Annotated in this window: 16 protein-coding genes; 4 read left to right on the top strand and 12 right to left on the bottom strand. The window is 54.5% G+C overall.

Annotated elements, in window-relative coordinates:
- Window positions 1–424: 424 nt before the first annotated feature.
- Window positions 425–4,312, bottom strand: a complete 3,888-nt coding sequence (purL, locus tag ACSIPU_RS12835; protein ID WP_024274563.1) for a phosphoribosylformylglycinamidine synthase — start codon at window positions 4,310–4,312, stop codon at window positions 425–427.
- 174 nt (window positions 4,313–4,486) lie between these two features.
- Here purL and mltF point away from each other — a divergent pair, with 174 nt between their 5' ends.
- Window positions 4,487–6,103, top strand: coding sequence for a membrane-bound lytic murein transglycosylase MltF (gene mltF, locus ACSIPU_RS12830; protein WP_004104554.1), 1,617 nt, complete (start codon window positions 4,487–4,489; stop codon window positions 6,101–6,103).
- Here the strand turns inward: mltF and tadA are convergent.
- Window positions 6,100–6,606: a tRNA adenosine(34) deaminase TadA gene (gene tadA / locus ACSIPU_RS12825; protein WP_004104556.1), complete on the bottom strand. Its 507-nt coding sequence runs from the start codon at window positions 6,604–6,606 to the stop codon at window positions 6,100–6,102. The genes mltF and tadA overlap by 4 nt on opposite strands.
- Window positions 6,607–6,664: 58 nt before the next feature.
- Window positions 6,665–7,300 carry a phosphatidylglycerophosphatase C gene (gene yfhb, locus ACSIPU_RS12820; protein ID WP_004104558.1) on the bottom strand — a complete coding sequence of 212 codons (636 nt, stop codon included), beginning with the start codon at window positions 7,298–7,300 and terminating at the stop codon, window positions 6,665–6,667.
- Window positions 7,301–7,509: 209 nt separating this feature from the next.
- On the opposite strand from yfhb, the gene ACSIPU_RS12815 reads away from it, so the two are divergent.
- Complete coding sequence (locus tag ACSIPU_RS12815) at window positions 7,510–8,358, top strand: MurR/RpiR family transcriptional regulator (RefSeq protein ID WP_004104559.1); 849 nt, start codon at window positions 7,510–7,512, stop codon at window positions 8,356–8,358.
- A 38-nt stretch (window positions 8,359–8,396) separates the two neighbouring features.
- Here ACSIPU_RS12815 and ACSIPU_RS12810 read toward each other — a convergent pair whose 3' ends face one another.
- Together ACSIPU_RS12810 and ACSIPU_RS12805 are read right to left on the bottom strand one after the other, a co-directional pair.
- On the bottom strand, window positions 8,397–9,314 hold the full coding sequence (locus tag ACSIPU_RS12810) for an oxidoreductase (RefSeq protein ID WP_016809504.1): 918 nt from the start codon (window positions 9,312–9,314) through the stop codon (window positions 8,397–8,399).
- 21 nt (window positions 9,315–9,335) lie between these two features.
- Complete coding sequence (locus tag ACSIPU_RS12805) at window positions 9,336–10,532, bottom strand: L-lactate MFS transporter (RefSeq protein WP_004104562.1); 1,197 nt, start codon at window positions 10,530–10,532, stop codon at window positions 9,336–9,338.
- A 116-nt stretch (window positions 10,533–10,648) separates the two neighbouring features.
- Between ACSIPU_RS12805 and ACSIPU_RS12800 the strand changes: the two genes are divergently transcribed.
- Complete coding sequence (locus ACSIPU_RS12800) at window positions 10,649–11,575, top strand: LysR family transcriptional regulator (RefSeq protein ID WP_026056006.1); 927 nt, start codon at window positions 10,649–10,651, stop codon at window positions 11,573–11,575.
- Between the two features lie 37 nt (window positions 11,576–11,612).
- Complete coding sequence (locus ACSIPU_RS12795) at window positions 11,613–11,873, top strand: YfhL family 4Fe-4S dicluster ferredoxin (RefSeq protein ID WP_004114478.1); 261 nt, start codon at window positions 11,613–11,615, stop codon at window positions 11,871–11,873.
- A gap of 45 nt (window positions 11,874–11,918) precedes the next feature.
- Here the strand turns inward: ACSIPU_RS12795 and acpS are convergent, their stop codons facing one another.
- The 7 genes from acpS to lepA form a co-directional block, all read right to left on the bottom strand.
- Window positions 11,919–12,299, bottom strand: a complete 381-nt coding sequence (gene acpS, locus ACSIPU_RS12790) for a holo-ACP synthase (RefSeq protein ID WP_004104568.1) — start codon at window positions 12,297–12,299, stop codon at window positions 11,919–11,921.
- Complete coding sequence (gene pdxJ, locus ACSIPU_RS12785) at window positions 12,299–13,030, bottom strand: pyridoxine 5'-phosphate synthase (protein WP_004114481.1); 732 nt, start codon at window positions 13,028–13,030, stop codon at window positions 12,299–12,301. Before pdxJ ends, acpS begins: the two co-directional genes overlap by 1 nt.
- An 11-nt stretch (window positions 13,031–13,041) precedes the next feature.
- Window positions 13,042–13,770 carry a DNA repair protein RecO gene (recO, locus tag ACSIPU_RS12780; RefSeq protein ID WP_070555754.1) on the bottom strand — a complete coding sequence of 243 codons (729 nt, stop codon included), beginning with the start codon at window positions 13,768–13,770 and terminating at the stop codon, window positions 13,042–13,044.
- Window positions 13,771–13,968: 198 nt separating this feature from the next.
- Window positions 13,969–14,874 carry a GTPase Era gene (gene era / locus ACSIPU_RS12775; RefSeq protein WP_004104571.1) on the bottom strand — a complete coding sequence of 302 codons (906 nt, stop codon included), beginning with the start codon at window positions 14,872–14,874 and terminating at the stop codon, window positions 13,969–13,971.
- A complete protein-coding gene (rnc, locus tag ACSIPU_RS12770; RefSeq protein ID WP_004104573.1) occupies window positions 14,871–15,551 on the bottom strand; it encodes a ribonuclease III in 681 nt (226 codons plus the stop codon). Before rnc ends, era begins: the two co-directional genes overlap by 4 nt.
- Before the next feature lie 224 nt (window positions 15,552–15,775).
- A complete protein-coding gene (gene lepB, locus ACSIPU_RS12765; protein ID WP_196557882.1) occupies window positions 15,776–16,750 on the bottom strand; it encodes a signal peptidase I in 975 nt (324 codons plus the stop codon).
- A gap of 15 nt (window positions 16,751–16,765) precedes the next feature.
- Window positions 16,766–18,565 carry a translation elongation factor 4 gene (gene lepA, locus ACSIPU_RS12760; RefSeq protein ID WP_004104577.1) on the bottom strand — a complete coding sequence of 600 codons (1,800 nt, stop codon included), beginning with the start codon at window positions 18,563–18,565 and terminating at the stop codon, window positions 16,766–16,768.
- Window positions 18,566–18,671: the final 106 nt, after the last annotated feature.

Below are 18,671 nucleotides of genomic sequence, written 5' to 3'. Positions count from 1 at the left end.
ATGACTGATAAAGCAGAGCTGTTATCAGGAGTTGGACGGCAGGCACCTGTTTGTGCGTCATTCGAAGTTTATGTAGCGCGTCCCGAAGGGGCTGACATAAGAAGGTGAATGAGCCACTGGTTATAATTATGCACGAACTATGCCACATCTCAAAACATTTTATTAACACAATGAAATATAATGTCTTTTTACTATTTATAGGCACGGATGATGATGGTCGCTTTTTGTACAAAGTGTCGCTGATTAGCAACATCGGGTGAATGATTCAGTGATGCCTTTATGAATCAATAAGTTAAATGTCACCTTTTGACGACACCACCACAGCGCGTTTGTCGGCGATCCCCGACACCTGCTTTCGAAGTACCCCACAAATAAAAAAGCCCCCTGCGTGGGCAGGAGGCTTAATTCGATTTGTAAACGATTTTTAGCCCAGCTGTTTACGCGCGTTGCGGAAAATACGCATCCACGGGCTGTCTTCGCCCCAGTTTTCCGGGTGCCAGGAGTTCGACACGGTGCGGAACACGCGTTCCGGGTGCGGCATCATGATGGTCGCGCGCCCGCTTTCGCTGGTTACCGCAGTGATACCGTTCGGCGAACCATTCGGGTTGGCCGGATAGTTTTCCGTCACCTTACCGAAGTTATCGACGAAGCGCAGCGCCACCAGGCCTTTACTTTCCAGCTGCGCCAGATGCGCGCCATCGCGAACCTCCACCTGCCCTTCACCGTGGGATACGGCAATCGGCATCATCGATCCCACCATACCCTGCAGCAGCAGAGACGGGCTCTGCGTCACTTCAACCAGGCTGAAGCGCGCTTCAAAGCGGTCAGACTGATTACGCACAAAGCGCGGCCACAGGTCGCTGCCCGGGATCAGCTCGCGCAGATTAGACATCATCTGGCAGCCGTTGCACACGCCCAGCGCCAGGGTCTGCGGACGATGGAAGAAGGTGGCAAACTCGTCGCGAACCCGCTCATTGAACAGAATCGATTTCGCCCAGCCTTCACCGGCGCCTAAAACGTCACCGTAGGAGAAGCCGCCGCAGGCCACCAGCGCCTGGAAATCAGCAAGACCGGTACGGCCCGCCAGCAGGTCGCTCATGTGCACGTCGATGGCATCAAAGCCGGCGCGATGGAACGCCGCGGCCATTTCAACATGGGAGTTCACGCCCTGCTCACGCAGCACCGCGACCTTCGGACGCGCGCCGGTGGCAATATAAGGCGCAGCGATATCCTCATTGATATCAAAGGAGAGCTTCACGTTGAGCCCAGGATCGGCATCGTTGGCTTTCGCCTCGTGCTCCTGGTCAGCGCATTCCGGGTTATCGCGCAGACGCTGCATTTGCCAGGTGGTTTCTGCCCACCACATGCGCAGCGTGGTGCGGCTTTCGCTGAATACCGGATGACCGTCGGCCTCGATGACGAAGCGATCGCCCGCCGTAGCCTGGCCAATATAGTGAACGCAATCCGCCAGGCCATGAGCGGCCAACGTGGCTTCCACGGCCTGACGATCGGCGGCACGAACCTGAATGACGCCGCCAAGCTCTTCGTTAAACAGCGCGGCCAGGCGATCCTCGCCGAGCGCGGCGATATCAACGTTGACGCCGCAGTGGCCGGTAAAGGCCATCTCGGCCAGGGTGACCAGCAGACCGCCGTCGGAACGGTCGTGCCAGGCCAGCAGCTTATCTTCAGCCACCAGCGCCTGCATTGCGTCCCAGAAGCCTTTCAGCTGCGCGACATCGCGAACGTCGGCAGTCACATCGCCAAGCTGACGATAAACCTGCGCCAGCGCGGTCGCGCCCAGCGCATTGTTCCCCTTGCCTAAATCAATCAGCAGCAGGGCGTTGTCTTCGGTGGAGAGCTGTGGGGTGACGGTACGGCGTACGTCTTCCACGCGGGCAAAGGCGGAAATCACCAGAGACAGCGGAGAAGTCATCTCGCGCTGTTCAGCCCCTTCCTGCCAGCGGGTTTTCATCGACATGGAGTCTTTACCCACCGGAATAGTCAGTCCCAGGGCAGGACAGAGCTCTTCGCCCACCGCTTTTACCGCTTCATATAAACCGGCGTCTTCGCCCGGGTGACCGGCAGCGGCCATCCAGTTTGCCGACAGCTTCACGCGATTGAGCGCGCCAATCTGCGTCGCCGCGATGTTGGTCAGCGCCTCGCCAACAGCCAGACGGGCGGAGGCGGCGAAGTCCAGCAGCGCCACCGGCGCACGTTCGCCAATGGACATCGCTTCGCCGTAGTAGCTATCGAGGCTGGCGGTGGTGACCGCACAGTTAGCCACCGGAACCTGCCACGGCCCCACCATCTGATCGCGCGCCACCATACCGGTGACGGTGCGATCGCCAATGGTGACGAGGAAGGTTTTCTCCGCGACCGTCGGCAGGTGCAGCACGCGATTCACCGCGTCGGCAATCGTGATGCCCTGGCGTTGCAGACTCTGGCCCTGCGCTTTCAACGTCTGCACGTCACGGGTCATTTTCGGCGTTTTGCCCAGCAGCACGTCAAGCGGCAGGTCGATCGGACGATCGTCAAAATGGGCATCATCAAGGCTCAGATGCAGCGCTTCGGTTGCTTCGCCAATCACCGCGTACGGCGCGCGTTCGCGGCGGCACAGCTCATCAAACAACGGCAGTTGCTCCGGCGCAACCGCCAGCACATAACGTTCCTGCGATTCGTTACACCAGATCTCCAGCGGGCTCATGCCCGGCTCATCGCTGAGGATATCGCGCAGCTGGAATTTACCGCCGCGTCCGCCGTCGCTGACCAGCTCAGGCATGGCGTTCGACAGACCGCCAGCGCCGACATCGTGGATAAACAAAATCGGGTTAGCGTCGCCCAGCTGCCAGCAGCGGTCGATAACCTCCTGGCAACGACGTTCCATCTCCGGGTTATCGCGCTGTACGGAGGCGAAATCGAGGTCGGCATCGGACTGGCCGGAGGCCATTGAAGAGGCCGCGCCGCCGCCGAGACCGATGTTCATTGCCGGACCGCCGAGAACAATCAGCTTCGCGCCGACGACAATTTCGCCCTTCTGCACGTGTTCGCCGCGAATGTTGCCGATTCCGCCCGCCAGCATAATGGGCTTATGGTAGCCGCGCAGCTCTTCGCCGTTGTGGCTGGTTACCTTCTCTTCATAGGTACGGAAATAGCCGTTGAGCGCCGGACGACCAAATTCGTTATTAAACGCCGCGCCGCCCAGCGGACCTTCAGTCATGATATCCAGCGCGGTAACGATACGATCCGGTTTGCCGAAATCTTCTTCCCACGGCTGTTCAAACCCCGGAATCCGCAGGTTGGAAACCGAGAAACCCACCAGGCCGGCTTTTGGCTTCGCCCCGCGTCCGGTGGCGCCTTCATCGCGAATTTCGCCGCCGGAACCTGTCGCCGCGCCCGGCCACGGAGAGATCGCCGTCGGGTGGTTATGGGTTTCGACCTTCATCAGAATATGCGCGTCTTCCTGGTGGAAGTCGTAGCGACCGGTTGCGTGGTCGGCAAAGTAGCGCCCCACGGCTGAACCTTCCATTACCGCGGCGTTGTCTTTATAAGCAGACAGCACGTAGTCCGGGGTTTTCTCGAAGGTGTTTTTGATCATTTTGAACAGCGACTTCGGCTGCTTTTCGCCATCGATGACCCAGTCGGCGTTAAAAATCTTGTGTCGGCAGTGCTCGGAGTTAGCCTGCGCGAACATATAGAGTTCGATATCGTTCGGGTTGCGGCCCAGCGTCTGGAAAGCATCCTGCAGATAGTCAATTTCGTCATCCGCCAGCGCAAGCCCCAGACGGAGGTTGGCGTCAATCAGCGCCTGACGCCCCAGGCCCAGCAGGTCAACGCTGGTGACCGGCGTTGGCTGATGATGGGCAAACAGTTTTTCACCCTCTTCCAGCGTGCCGAAAACGCTTTCCATCATGCGGTCATGAAGTTCGGCCGCCACCAGCGACCACTGTTCATCGTTGAGGCTGCTGGCTTCGACGTAATACGCGACGCCGCGCTCAAGGCGCACAATCTGAGACAGGCCGCAGTTATGGGCGATGTCGGTAGCTTTAGAAGACCAGGGAGAGATGGTGCCGGGACGGGGGGTAACGAGCAGTAGCTTGCCGGTTGGGGTATGGCTGCTTAAGTTCGGGCCATACTTGAGCAACCTTGCCAGACTCTCGCGATCGTTGTCGCTGAGCGGGGCGCTAAGGTCGGCAAAATGAACGTACTCGGCATATATCGTGCTGACCGGAAGGTTGGCCGCCTGGAAACGTGCCAGCAGTTTATTGATACGGAATGCCGACAGTGCAGGTGAACCACGCAAAATTTCCATCATAAGTCTCTCGTCTTCGAAGCTTTCATGGTGAGCCAGGGGGGAAACGGGCGCCATTATAGTGAATCCTGCGCCCCGACGAAACCGTTTGCGTAGAAATAAAATGATTGCCGGGGTTTATCAATAAATGTGACCCTCCTCGCGAATAAGTTGCCAACTGGCGCATTCTTAAGCAAAATGCCGCTCATTCCACGACAACCTTTTACTTATTCTGGTCATAGTCTGCTGAGGAACCCGAAGCTGCAGAAGATTAACTATCTGAAAAAATTAAAGATTAATTATCTGCTCATCGGCATTGTGACTCTCCTGCTGGCGGCTGCCCTGTGGCCGTCTCTCCCGTGGATGGGTAAGCCGGAAAACCGCGTGGCCGGGATCATGGCGCGCGGAGAACTGCGTATCAGCACCATTAATTCGCCAATGACCTTCGCGACCATTAACGATCGAACCTACGGTTTTGATTATGAGCTGGCGCAGCAGTTTGCCGACTACCTCGGCGTCGAGCTAAAAGTCACCGTCAGGCAGAATATCAGCCAGCTGTTTGATGACCTCGATGAAGGCAAAGCCGATATGCTGGCTGCCGGCCTGGTCTACAATTCCGAACGGGTGAAGAACTATCAGGTCGGGCCAACCTACTACTCCGTTTCGCAACAGCTGGTTTATCGCAAAGGCAGCCTGCGTCCGCGCAGCCTGGCAAATCTTACCGCCGACCAGTTGGCGATTGCTCCCGGACACGTGGCGATTAACGATCTTCAGGCCCTAAAAAAGCAAAAATACCCCGATCTCGACTGGCGCGTGGACGAGAAACGCGGGACGACGGCGCTGATGCAGGCGGTTATTGATGGCAAACTCGACTATACCGTTGCTGATTCGGTCGCCGTCAGCCTGTTCCAGCGCGTCCATCCGGAGCTGGCCGTCGCGCTTGATATCAGCGACGAGCAGCCGGTCACCTGGTTTAGCGAAAAAGGTGAGGACAACTCCCTGCCGGCGGCAATGCTCGATTTCTTCAATAATATTAACGAGGACGGCACACTGGCGAGGCTGGAGGAGAAATACCTTGGTCACGGCAACGATTTTGATTATGTAGACACCCGTACCTTCCTGCGCGCCGTGGAAAGCGTGCTCCCGGACCTGCAGCCAATGTTTGAAAAATATGCCCGTCAGATAGACTGGCGGCTGCTGGCGGCTATCTCATGGCAGGAATCGCACTGGGATCCGCAGGCCACCTCCCCGACCGGCGTTCGCGGCATCATGATGCTGACCCGCAATACCGCTCAAAGTCTGGGCCTGACCGATCGTACCGACGCCGAGCAAAGCCTCGACGGCGGCATGCGTTATTTACAGGATATGATGAATAAAGTGCCGGAGTCGGTCCCGCAGGATGAACGCATCTGGTTTGCGCTGGCGGCTTACAATATGGGCTACGCGCACATGCTCGACGCAATGGCGCTGACGAAAAAGCAGAAAGGCAACCCGAATAGCTGGGCCGATGTGAAGCAGCGTCTGCCGCTGCTAAGCCAGAAAAGCTACTACAGCCGGCTGAAGTACGGCTTTGCACGCGGCCACGAAGCCTACGCCTACGTCGAAAATATCCGTAAATATCATATTAGCCTCGTGGGCTATCTTTCTGAAAAAGAGAGAAAGGACGCCCAGATAGCGGCACTAGGCGAGCACTATCCGGCAGTCATGCCGGAGGAGCTGGGTAAGGAAGAGCAGTACGCCATGTCCTTTTTCAGCTTCCGCGCAGAAACGCTGGTGGACAACGCGAAGCTGAAAATCCCCGGTACGGGGCATTAACCTTCCACTTGCCGGCTAGCTCGCTTCAGCGCTTTTTTCTCTTCGCGTCGCCAGCGGAAAAAATCGCTCAGCATGCCGGAACAGGCCTCAGCCAAAATACCTTCCGTTATCTCGACCCGATGGTTCATTCCCGGATGGTGCAGCACGTCGATGAGCGACCCGGCTGCGCCGGTTTTCGCATCTCTGGCGCCAAAAACCAGCCGAGAGATGCGACTATGGACCATCGCCCCGGCGCACATCACGCAGGGTTCAAGGGTAACGTACAGCGTTGCGTCAATCAGACGATAGTTTTGCTGCACCAGTCCGCCCTGACGCAGCGCCATAATTTCGGCGTGCGCGGTCGGATCGTGACGTCCGATTGGCCGATTCCAGCCTTCGCCGATGACCTGATGATTATGCACCAGTACCGCGCCGACCGGCACTTCGCCCTCTTCCCAGGCGCGTTTCGCCAGCGTCAGAGCGTGACGCATCCAGTATTCATCATTTAATTCATGGTCAGACAAAGCGGGCACTCCTGCAGAAAAGCGGGGCGCATTATACATGGACGTTATGTATTACACACTATTCTAACTGCTGAAGATCGCCCTGCGGCGTCACCCGCCAGCGGTGCTGGCAAAAATAGAGCAGCGGGTTATCCTGCTCGCTGTCGCTGTAGCCGCTGTACAATCGCAGCGGAGCGCCGATTTTTTGTTCCAGCTGCGCCACTTTTTCATTGCCGAGGCAGCGCAGGGTTAATCCCCAGCCGCCGCAACGACGCTCCATCCGGCTGGCGATCAGGTTCACTCGCGGCAGCCAGGGAGTATCAAAATAAACCTGCTCAACCAGCGACTGCGGCGAGCCGGTAATCAGCCAGACGTCCGCATCGGTGCTGGTCAGATAGTTGTTGAGCCGCGCCTGTACTACCGGGAACGCCGTGACGTGCTGGCGAAACCAGCGGGCGAAACTCGCCTCAAGGCGTTTCAGGTGACGCTCGCTGCGGCCAAAAGTTGACGCCCACAGCAGCAGGCTCATCGGCCAGCGCGCAGCGCGTCCGAACAGCATCAGCCCGGCGGCAATAACCGGTAATAAAGGAATCACCAGCAGGACATTTAGCGGCTGGTGGCGCAGGACATAGCGCAAAAAGCTGCCGAACATATCCTGCTGATGTAAGGTTCCATCCAGATCAAAGAAAACCACTCTCCGCGTACTGCTATTCAAAACCCACTCCCCTGAACGATCGCCTGATAACCAATAGCTTAGCAGTCTTAAGCTGCGAATAGCGAAAACATACGCTGTTGTTGAATCCGGATTAAGAAAACGCTTCTGCAGAGAAATCTGAAGCTCAGAATTTTTAATTCGCAGTAATCCTCTTATAATCGAATACAAAATTCTTTCAGTCGAGGGTGAAGCCGTCCTCCGGAGCCGCTATGAACTGTTTGACCCGTATTCGCCAGCGCTACCCAACGCTGGCCGCAAGCGATAAAAAACTGGCCGATTTCATTCTGGCCCAACCGGATAAAACCCGCCACCTTAGCTCACAACAGCTGGCGGGCGAAGCCGGGGTCAGCCAGTCAAGCGTAGTCAAATTTGCGCAGAAGATGGGTTTCAAAGGTTTTCCGGCATTAAAGCTGGCGTTAAGCGAAGCCCTGGCAAGCGCCCCTACGCCACAGTCCGTGCCGGTACATAATCAGATCCGCGGCGACGATCCTCTCCGTCTGGTAGGCGAAAAACTCATTAAAGATAATATCGCGGCCATGCACGCTTCGCTGGACGTCAACGCCGAAGAGAAGCTGTTCGAAGCCGTCACGCTATTGCGCCACGCCCGCCGGGTCATTATTACCGGTATCGGCGCGTCGGGGCTGGTGGCAAGAAACTTCAGCTGGAAGCTGATGAAAATCGGCATTAATGCCGTGTCAGAACAGGATATGCATGCGCTGCTGGCGACGGTACAGGCGATGTCGCCGGACGATCTGCTGTTGGCTATCTCCTACTCCGGTGAACGACGCGAGATCAACATGGCGGCTGGTGAAGCGTTACGAGTAGGAAGCCAGATCCTGGCGATCACCGGATTTAACCCTAACGCTCTTCAGCAACAGGCGACGCTGTGCCTGTATACCATAGCGGAAGAACAGGCTACGCGCAGCGCCGCGATCTCCTCTACCAGCGCGCAGATGATGCTGACCGATCTTCTGTTTATGGGACTGGTGCAGCAGGATCTTGAGCGTGCCCCGGAGCGGATTCGCCATAGCGAAGCGCTGGTGAAAAAGCTGGTTTGACAGAGGCTCTTTCGCACCATGCGAAAGAGCCTCTGGGTTTATTGCGCTTCTTTTGCGTGAATAAGCTGCGTCAGAAGCGTATTCACCGGCACGGGGATATTATTCTGCATGCCAATTCGCGCGATGGCGCCGTTTAAATAGTCAATTTCCGTAAGTCGCCCCTTTTGCAAATCCTGATACATAGAGGGATAGTGATGGCCGCTTTCGCGCGGGTCGAAGACCTTCTTCACCGTATTCATTACCATCTCTCCGCTCAACGGAATATTCTGGCTGGCGGCAACTAATACAAATTCATCCACCACCGCCTGCGCTAAATCTAATGCGCCCGGCAGTTGACCGAAGCCGCCGACATTACAGTCCAGCAGCGCGCAGTAGGTATTCATCACGCTATTAAAAGCCGCTTTCTTCCAGATCGATAAGAGTACGTCAGGGCTTATTTCAGCATTCAATCCGGCGCTATTGAGAACGGCAACGATATTTTCTTCCAGAGCGGCGTCCTGGCTGGCAACCGGTTGCAGTTCAATCGTTCCGGTACCGGTGGCCATAATATGCCCGGGGCCCTCCAGTTCACTGGACCATAGCGTCACGCCAGCATAAATTTTTTGCCGATCGACGTATTTCTCCAGGGTTTCAATATTTCCGAGGCCATTCGATAAAATCATGACGACCTTCGCGGCTGGCAGCAGCGGCTTAATATGCTGCAGCATGCGATCGAGCTGCATGGCTTTAGTAAACAGAATAATCAGCTCAAACTCCCCCTGCGATTCATCAGCCAGCATTGCCGAAATGGGGTAATACTGCTGGCTTACTTCCGTTTCGACAAACAGTCCGTTGCTGCATATGGCGTTGACATGTTCGTGCCAGCCATCGATAAGCGTCACGTCGTGCCCGGCCCCCAGCAGCATGTAGCCAAAACGACAGCCCATAGCCCCGGCGCCTGCGATTGCAATTTTCATCTTTATTTCCTTACGCTTTGATCAATGAATTTTGGCTAAAACCACTGCGATATATTTTTTGGTAATCAGGGTTAATACGACACCAATAAGCAATAGCGCCACGGTCAGGATAAATACCGTGTTGTAGCTTCCTGTGTATTTTGCAATGGCGGAGGTTACATACGGCGCAATAACTGCGCCGACGGCAAAGCCAAAATACATAAAGCCATAATTGAGTCCCTGATTGCGCATCCCAAAATTCTGACTGGTCAATCCGGGAAAGATAACTAATATACCCGCATAAGCAAAGCCCACGCCCAGAGCGCTGAAGTAGAATACCGCCGTATTACCATTAAAGAATAATAACAAGAGCATGCAGAGGCAGGTAAAAAGATAAACGATTATCAGTGTATTATATCCTCCAAGCTTATCGGTTAATCCCCCCCAGAATAAACGGCCAATAGAATTAAATATCGATACCAGACTGACAACCAAGGCGCCAGACAGTAAACCATACTGCATCATACCAATTTGCGCTGAACTTGAGCTGATGACCATTCCGGAGAAAACGCCCAAAGCCAGAATGACGAATAGCAGCCAAAAACGGAGATCCTTTAACATATGTCGAAAGTCTTTATCCAGTGGCGATGCTTTAATTTCGCCACTATCTTTCGCTGGCGCGCTACGAATAAAAAACTGAACAATGAAGATAACCACCAGATATACAATACCGAGATATAATAAGGCCCGGCTGACATCGTGCGTTTGCGTCATAAAATATTCAGCCAGGCGGGTGCAAAGTAACGTACCCACGCCAACTCCGGCCAGGACAATACCGCTGGCAAGACCTCGGCGATCGGGGAAAAACTTCAGAATATTATTCAGATTGCCGGTAAAAGCAAGGCCGGAACCGAGCCCTGCAATGACGCCATAGGTTAAGAATAGCATTGGCAAATTATCCACGAATCCGGATAGGATAAAGCCTAAGGAGAACAGGATACCGCCGATAACTATCGCCTGCTTGCCTTTACCATTATCGATCATTCTCCCACCCCAAATCATGGGTAAAGGAATGATCCCCATATTGATAGAGAATGCTAAAGCCAGCGTAGCCGGGTCCCAGTGATATTGCGCCATTAATGGCGTTTTAAAATAGCTAAAGGCGTAGACGCCTCCGAGTACAAAATTTATGCACACGTGGGCTGCAAGCATTCCCCAGCGGTTGATTGATGCTGTCATAATTATTCCTTTTTTAAAATGCACTGATCACAGTTTAAAAAAAGCAAAATAGGCAAACAATTTGGTATTTTTTATAATCGTTATAACAAAACTCAATCGATTGGTATCTGACCTTAATGAATATCAAGCAGCTGCACTCTTTTCTGATATTGTGCGATGAACGGCATTACGGCCGGGCAGCCGCACGCTTGTTTATTACTCAGCCATCATTAAGCCAGCAAATAAAACAACTTGAGTCATCACTCAAAACAATATTATTCTCACGAAGAGGGCGAGGTATTGAATTAACAAAAGCCGGAATTATATTGCAACAACACGCTAACAAAATAATGGTGGATCTGAAAAATGCAGAGAACGAACTTCTGCCTTATCAGAACCAGCAACGGGACACAATATCTATTGGCGTGTCAGGCAGCTATCTGGTTCTGCCCGCCTTTCGTAGCTTTATGGCGCACCATCCGGCGATCTCTTTAAATGTTAAGGAGTTTTCTACGGAGCAAACGATAAAAAAGCTGACGGACAGCGCCGTCGATATTGGCATTGTTTACCGAACGCCCCTCCCCGCCCAGCTTAGCTCGACGATGCTATTTGAGGATGAAATTATCGCCGCCATTCCGCTTTCGCATCCTCTGGCGCAGTACGAGCGTATCGATCCACAGGATTTAAACGATCAATCCATTATAGTGCTCAATGATTCCCTGCTATTGAGAGGCATCATCACGACTGAATTTAATCACCGCAAGGTCGTTCCCAACATCATCTGCGAGCTGGATAACCACTATTCGTGCCTTGAATATGCTGAGGCCCAGATTGGTATCGCCTTTATTACCCGCTCGTTAACCCGTTTGTCCACGCCGAAAAACGTTCGTCTGGTTTCCCTGAATATTCCTGCGTTCTTTATTCCGGTGATGCTGGTGCATAGCAACGACCTTTCGCTGGACAACGCGACTATCTGTCTGCTCAAGCAGATCAAAAATTTTTACACCGTTGAGGGCCAATCAGCGGTGGAAAAGAGCTGGCCCGAGCGAAAAATGGGCGTATAATGCCCGCCCTGTTTGTGTTGTTTCTGAGAAATTCCTGATGGCGCTGTTAATCACCAAAAAATGTATCAACTGCGATATGTGCGAGCCGGAGTGCCCGAATGAGGCGATATCCATGGGTGATAGCATTTATGAAATTAACAGCGATCGCTGCACCGAATGCGTCGGCCACTATGATACGCCAACCTGCCAGAAGGTGTGCCCGATCCCAAATACCATTCTGAAAGATCCGGCCCATAACGAGAATGAAGAGCAGCTGTGGGATAAGTTTGTCCTGCTGCACCACGCGGACAAACTGTGATATTGCCGGATGGCGGCGTTAACCGACCTCTCCGGCCTGTAACAATTAGCTTTCGATAATCACCGTGGCGCAGGCATAGTGACGCTCGTCGGCCAGCGTCACGTGAATGCTGCTTACGCCCATACGCTCCGCCAGACCCTTTGCCTCGCCCCACAATCGCAGCTTTGGCTTACCCAGCTCGTCGTTGTAAACCTCAAACTGATTGAACGCCAGCCCGTTGCGGATGCCGGTGCCAAGCGCCTTGGCCGCCGCTTCTTTAACGGCGAAACGCTTCGCCAGAAAACGGACCGGCTGCTGATGCTGTTCCCATATCGCCCATTCAAAATCGCTGAGTACGCGACGGGCAAGACGATCGCCGCTGCGGGCTATCACCGCGTCAATACGGGCAATTTCAACAATATCAGTACCCAGTCCGAGAATCGCCATCAGCCGCGAGCTTCCTGCATCAGACGCTTCATTTCCGCAACCGCTTCCTTCAGGCCGCTCATTACCGCCCGGCCAATAATCGCATGACCGATGTTCAGCTCGTGCATTTCCGGCAGCGCGGCAATAGCCTTAACGTTATGGTACGTCAGGCCGTGACCGGCGTTAACCTTCAGCCCCAGGCTCGCGGCATAGGTTGCCGCTTTGGCGATACGTTCCAGCTCTTTTGCCTGTCCGGCGTCCGTTTGCGCATCAGCATAGCAGCCGGTGTGAATTTCGATAAAAGGCGCGCCGACGTCCGCTGCGGCCTTAATTTGCGCGTGGTCAGCATCAATAAACAGGGAGACCAGGATACCGGCATCGGCCAGACGCTTACAGGCATCGCGCATTTTATCGAGCTGCCCCGCCACATCCAGTCCGCCTTCGGTTGTCACTTCCTGACGTTTTTCCGGTACCAGGCAGCAGAAATGCGGTTGAGTCTCACAGGCAATTTTCAGCATCTCTTCCGTCACCGCCATCTCAAGGTTCATGCGGGTATCCAGAGTCTGGCGCAAAATACGCACGTCGCGATCGGTAATATGTCGGCGATCTTCGCGCAGATGAACGGTAATACCATCAGCGCCTGCCTGCTCGGCGATAAAGGCCGCCTGTACCGGATCCGGATAAGCGGTACCGCGAGCGTTGCGTAATGTCGCGATGTGGTCAATGTTGACCCCTAACAGTAATTCAGCCATGACAATCCTCGTTAATCGTTATTTGTTTTATCGGCCCGTGCGGGCAAAAACTGACGAAACAGCTCGCGACTTTTTAACGGCTTCCCACCAAGATAGGGCTTCAGGGCGATTCGGGTGAAACGCTTTGCCGCGCGCAGCGCATCGCTGTCCGGAAATTCACGGCTGGCCAGCGCCTTCAGATGGTGCCCGGTAAAGGTGTTGTTATCAATAACCACGCTGGCGATAAAGCCTTTCTCTTCACGGTAGCGGTAGGTCATCGTATCGTCAACCGCTTCTCCGCTGCCGGCGCAGTGCAGGAAATCAACGCCATATCCCAGATGCCCAAGCAGCGCCAGCTCAAACCGCCGAAGCGCCGGTTCCGGTGAACCTGTAGCGCCAGCCAGCGACTGGATACAGTGCAGATAATCGAAAAAGAGTTCCGAGAAGCGCGTTTCGTGCTCAAGCACGCGAGAGAGCAGTTCGTTGACGTAAAGTCCGCTGTAGAGCGTGATACCGGTGAGAGGGAGCGCCAGCGAGACGGCTTCCGCGCTGCGCAGCGTTTTAACTTCGCCGCGCCCGCCAAAGCGGAGCAGTAAGGGGGTAAAAGGCTGAAGAGCGCCTTTGAGGTTGGAGCGTTTGGAACGTGCGCCTTTTGCAACAAGGCGCACGCGCCCGGACTCTTCCGTGAAGACGTCCAGCATCAGGCTGGTTTCGCTCCAGGGACGACTATGCAGTACGAAAGCGCGTTGCCAGCCTTCCATCATACTCGTCGTCTTTCAAGCCGCAGGTGCGTTGGCTGCGCCCACTCACCCCAGTCAATTACTGAAGTAAGCTCCCGGGGACTCGCGTTCTTGCCGCGCGACTCAGCCTCTGGCCTCGCTCCTTCGGAGCCAGCGCAAGCGCTGTTCAAAACACTTTGTGTTTTGTCCTGCACCTCGAAAGCCATAGAGTATCCAAACTTAAAGATCGTCGCCGTAACCGAGACTGCGCAGCGCGCGTTCGTCATCAGCCCAGCCGGATTTCACTTTCACCCAAAGCTCAAGGTGAACCGGCGCTTCAAACATATCCTGCATGTCTTTACGCGCTTCGATACCGATGGTTTTGATTTTGGCCCCTTTGTTACCAATCACCATCTTCTTCTGCCCTTCGCGCTCAACCAGAATCAGGCCGTTAATGTCGTAACCGCCGCGCTCATTGGTCACAAAACGCTCAATTTCGACGGTGACGGAATATGGCAGTTCTGCGCCAAGGAAACGCATCAGCTTTTCACGAATGATCTCGGAAGCCATAAAGCGCTGCGAACGGTCAGTGATGTAATCTTCCGGGAAGTGGTGAATCGCCTCCGGCAAATGCTTGCGCACGATACCGGCGATCGTATCAACATTCAGCCCCGTTTCCGCAGAAATCGGTACGATATCGAGGAAGTTCATCTGACTGCCGAGGAACTGCAGGTGTGGCAGAAGATCCGCTTTTTCCTGGACGTTGTCGACTTTGTTGACCGCCAGAATCACCGGCGCTTTACCGTCGCGCAGCTTGTTGAGCACCATCTCGTCGTCCGGCGTCCAGCGGGTCCCTTCAACCACGAAGATAACCAGCTCAACGTCGCCAATAGAGCTGCTTGCCGCCTTGTTCATCAGGCGGTTAATCGCGCGTTTTTCTTCCATATGCAGACCGGGGGTATCGACGTAGATCGCCTGATACGGGCCTTCAGTATGGATACCAACGATGCGGTGACGCGTGGTCTGCGCTTTTCGGGAAGTGATCGAGATCTTCTGCCCGAGCAGCTTATTCAGCAATGTGGATTTGCCCACGTTTGGACGACCAACGATGGCAATAAATCCGCAGTAGTTCTTTTCTTCGCTCATTCCAGCTCCAGCTTTTTCAGCGCCTGTTCGGCGGCAGCCTGCTCCGCCTTGCGACGGCTAGAACCCGTGCCAACCACCGGTTCACTCAGGCCGCTAACCTGGCAGTGGATAGTAAATTCCTGATCGTGCGCTTCACCGCGAACCTGTACCACCAGGTAAGACGGCAGCGGCAGATGACGCCCCTGCAGATACTCCTGCAAGCGCGTCTTCGGATCTTTTTGCTTGTCACCAGGGCTGATTTCGTCCAGACGGCTCTGGTACCAGGAGAGGATAAGGCGCTCAACGTTCTGAATATCGCTGTCGAGGAAAATCCCGCCGATTAAAGCTTCAACGGTGTCCGCCAGTATCGATTCACGGCGAAAGCCTCCGCTTTTCAGTTCACCCGGCCCAAGACGCAGGCATTCACCTAATTCGAACTCGCGGGCAATTTCTGCCAGCGTGTTGCCTCGTACCAGCGTCGCGCGCATGCGGCTCATATCGCCTTCGTCTACCCGAGGGAAACGATGATAGAGGGCGTTAGCGATCACAAAGCTCAATATTGAGTCGCCTAAAAACTCCAGGCGCTCATTGTGTTTGCTGCTGGCACTGCGGTGAGTTAATGCCTGTTGCAACAGCTCCTGATGATGAAAAGTGTAGCCCAGCTTCCGTTGAAGCCGATTAATTACGATGGGGTTCATGCGTTACCAATAGATGAATGCGTCAAAAATGCAGCACACGAAACCGACCTGAGTAAACACCAACGCGGTTTCGTGTGCTGTGTCAATCTTACGAGAGACAACCTAAAACTTCGGGGGGATATTCTATACGCAACGACAAGGGATGTCGTTAGTTTGAATAGATTTAAATATTAAATAATTCACGCTGCCGTTATTGCGGCGGCAGCGTGAATAAGGCAGGAAAATTAATGAATGCCGCCAATGCGCGATAAACGTACGCCGGTAGGCCATTCACCTTCCTGTTTTTCGAAACTCATCCAGATTGCGGTTGCTTTACCCACCAGATTCGCTTCCGGCACAAAGCCCCAATAACGGCTGTCGGCGCTGTTATCGCGGTTGTCACCCATCATAAAATACTGCCCCGGGGGGACAATCCAGGTTGCCAGCGGTAGCCCGGACTGGTGGTAATACATCCCAACCTGATCCTGCGCAATCGGCACGGTCAAAATGCGGTGCGTCACGTCATCCAGCGTCTCTTTACGTTCGGTCAGACGAATGCCATTCGCTTTGGTCTCGCCTTTCGGCAGTTGCCAGAAACCGCTGGTCGCTTCACCGCCGTTGCTGCGGGAGAAGGTCTGTACGAAATCGCTCGGCTCAACGTTGGAGTAAGTGACCGGCAGAGCGTTGCCGCAGGCCTGACCAGAACTGCAGCCCGGCTGGATAGTGACCTGTTTAGCAATCGGATCGTAAGTGACTTTATCACCCGGTAAGCCGACGGCCCGCTTGATATAATCCAGGCGCGGATCCTGCGGATATTTAAAGACGACGATATCGCCGCGCTTCGGATGCCCGGTTTCGATCAGCGTTTTCTGGTAAATCGGATCCTTAATGCCGTAAGCAAACTTCTCTACCAGAATAAAATCGCCGATTAGCAGCGTCGGCATCATTGAGCCGGATGGGATCTGGAAGGGCTCATAAATAAATGAGCGAACCACCAGAACAATCGCCAGTACCGGGAAGATGGAAGCGCCGGTTTCCAGCCAGCCCGGTTTCGGGCCCACCTTTTTCAGCGTTTTCTTGTCCAGCTGGTCGCCGGTCGCCGCCTGGGCAGCGGCCTGACTTTCGCGACGTTTTGGCGCAAAGATAAACTTATCCAGGCACCACAACAGACCCGTCACCAAAGTAGCGATGACCAGGATCAGGGCAAACATGTTCGCCATGCCAACTCCTTAGGGTTATTTGCCGTCTTTACCAACGTGCAGAATGGCGAGGAACGCTTCCTGCGGCAGCTCAACGTTACCGACCTGCTTCATTCGTTTCTTACCTTCTTTCTGCTTCTGCAGCAGCTTTTTCTTACGGCTGACGTCGCCGCCATAGCATTTCGCCAGGACGTTTTTACGCAGCTGTTTTACGGTAGAACGGGCAATGATGTGGTTGCCGATAGCAGCCTGGATAGCGATATCGAACTGCTGACGCGGGATCAGCTCTTTCATCTTCTCAACCAGTTCACGGCCGCGATACGGCGCATTATCGTTATGCGTGATCAGCGCCAGCGCATCCACGCGCTCGCCGTTAATCAACACATCCACGCGCACCATATTGGAGGCCTGGAAGCGCTTGAAGTTGTAGTCCAGCGAGGCATAGCCGCGGGAAGTAGACTTCAGACGGTCAAAGAAGTCGAGCACCACTTCCGCCATCGGAATTTCATAGGTCAACGCAACCTGATTGCCGTGATAGACCATATTGGTCTGTACGCCGCGTTTTTCGATACACAGGGTAATGACGTTGCCTAAAAATTCCTGCGGCAGCAGCATATGACACTCGGCGATCGGCTCGCGCAGCTCCTGAATATTGTTCAGCGGCGGCAGCTTGGACGGGCTATCGACGTAAATAACTTCTTTCGAGGTGGTTTCTACTTCATAAACGACCGTCGGCGCCGTGGTGATCAGATCCAGGTCATATTCACGCTCAAGACGCTCCTGGATGATCTCCATATGCAGAAGACCCAGGAAGCCGCAGCGGAAACCGAAGCCCAGCGCGGTGGAGCTTTCCGGTTCGTAGAACAGAGAGGCATCGTTAAGGCTCAGTTTGCCCAGCGCATCGCGGAAGTTCTCGTAATCATCAGAACTGACCGGGAACAGGCCGGCGTAAACCTGCGGTTTAACCTTTTTAAAGCCTGGCAGCGCTTTTTCCGCCGGGTTGCGGGAGAGAGTCAGCGTATCGCCGACCGGCGCGCCGAGAATATCTTTGATGGCGCAAACCAGCCAGCCTACCTCGCCGCATTTCAGCTCGGTACGGTCAACCTGTTTCGGCGTGAAGATGCCCAGGCGGTCGGCGTTATACACCTGCCCGGTACTCATCACCTTAATTTTATCGCCTTTACGCATGGTGCCGTTTTTGATACGCACCAGAGAGACGACGCCGAGGTAGTTATCGAACCAGGAGTCGATGATCAGAGCCTGCAGCGGCGCTTCCGGGTCGCCTTCCGGCGGCGGAATGTCGCGCACCAGGCGTTCCAGCACGTCCGGCACGCCAACGCCGGTCTTTGCAGAACAGCGCACCGCATCGGTAGCGTCGATACCGACGATGTCTTCAATTTCTTCCGCCACGCGCTCCGGATCGGCCGCCGGCAGGTCAATTTTGTTCAGGACCGGAACCACTTCCAGGTCCATTTCCATCGCCGTATAGCAGTTAGCCAGCGTCTGGGCTTCTACGCCCTGCCCCGCATCAACCACCAGCAAAGCGCCTTCACAGGCAGCAAGCGAACGAGAAACTTCATAAGAGAAGTCTACGTGGCCGGGCGTGTCGATAAAGTTCAGCTGATAGGTTTCACCATCAGACGCTTTGTAATCGAGGGTGACGCTCTGCGCCTTGATGGTAATACCGCGCTCACGTTCAAGATCCATGGAGTCCAGAACCTGGGCTGCCATTTCACGATCGGAAAGGCCACCGCAAATCTGGATAATTCGGTCAGACAATGTCGACTTACCGTGGTCGATGTGAGCGATGATTGAAAAGTTACGTATATTCTTCATATTTAGAGTTAATTATGCCTTACGCGAATCATGAGGCCGCTGTACTGTGCCTGACGTTTTTTAATCCGAAAACGCCGCATTCTACACTACATCCACGAAACCAGGA

The sequence above is a fragment of the Klebsiella sp. HN106 genome (assembly GCF_051209435.1).
Taxonomy (GTDB): Bacteria; Pseudomonadota; Gammaproteobacteria; order Enterobacterales; family Enterobacteriaceae; genus Klebsiella; species Klebsiella oxytoca.
The sequence above is the reverse complement of the archived record's forward strand: the minus strand, read 5'-3'. Positions and strand labels throughout refer to the sequence as shown.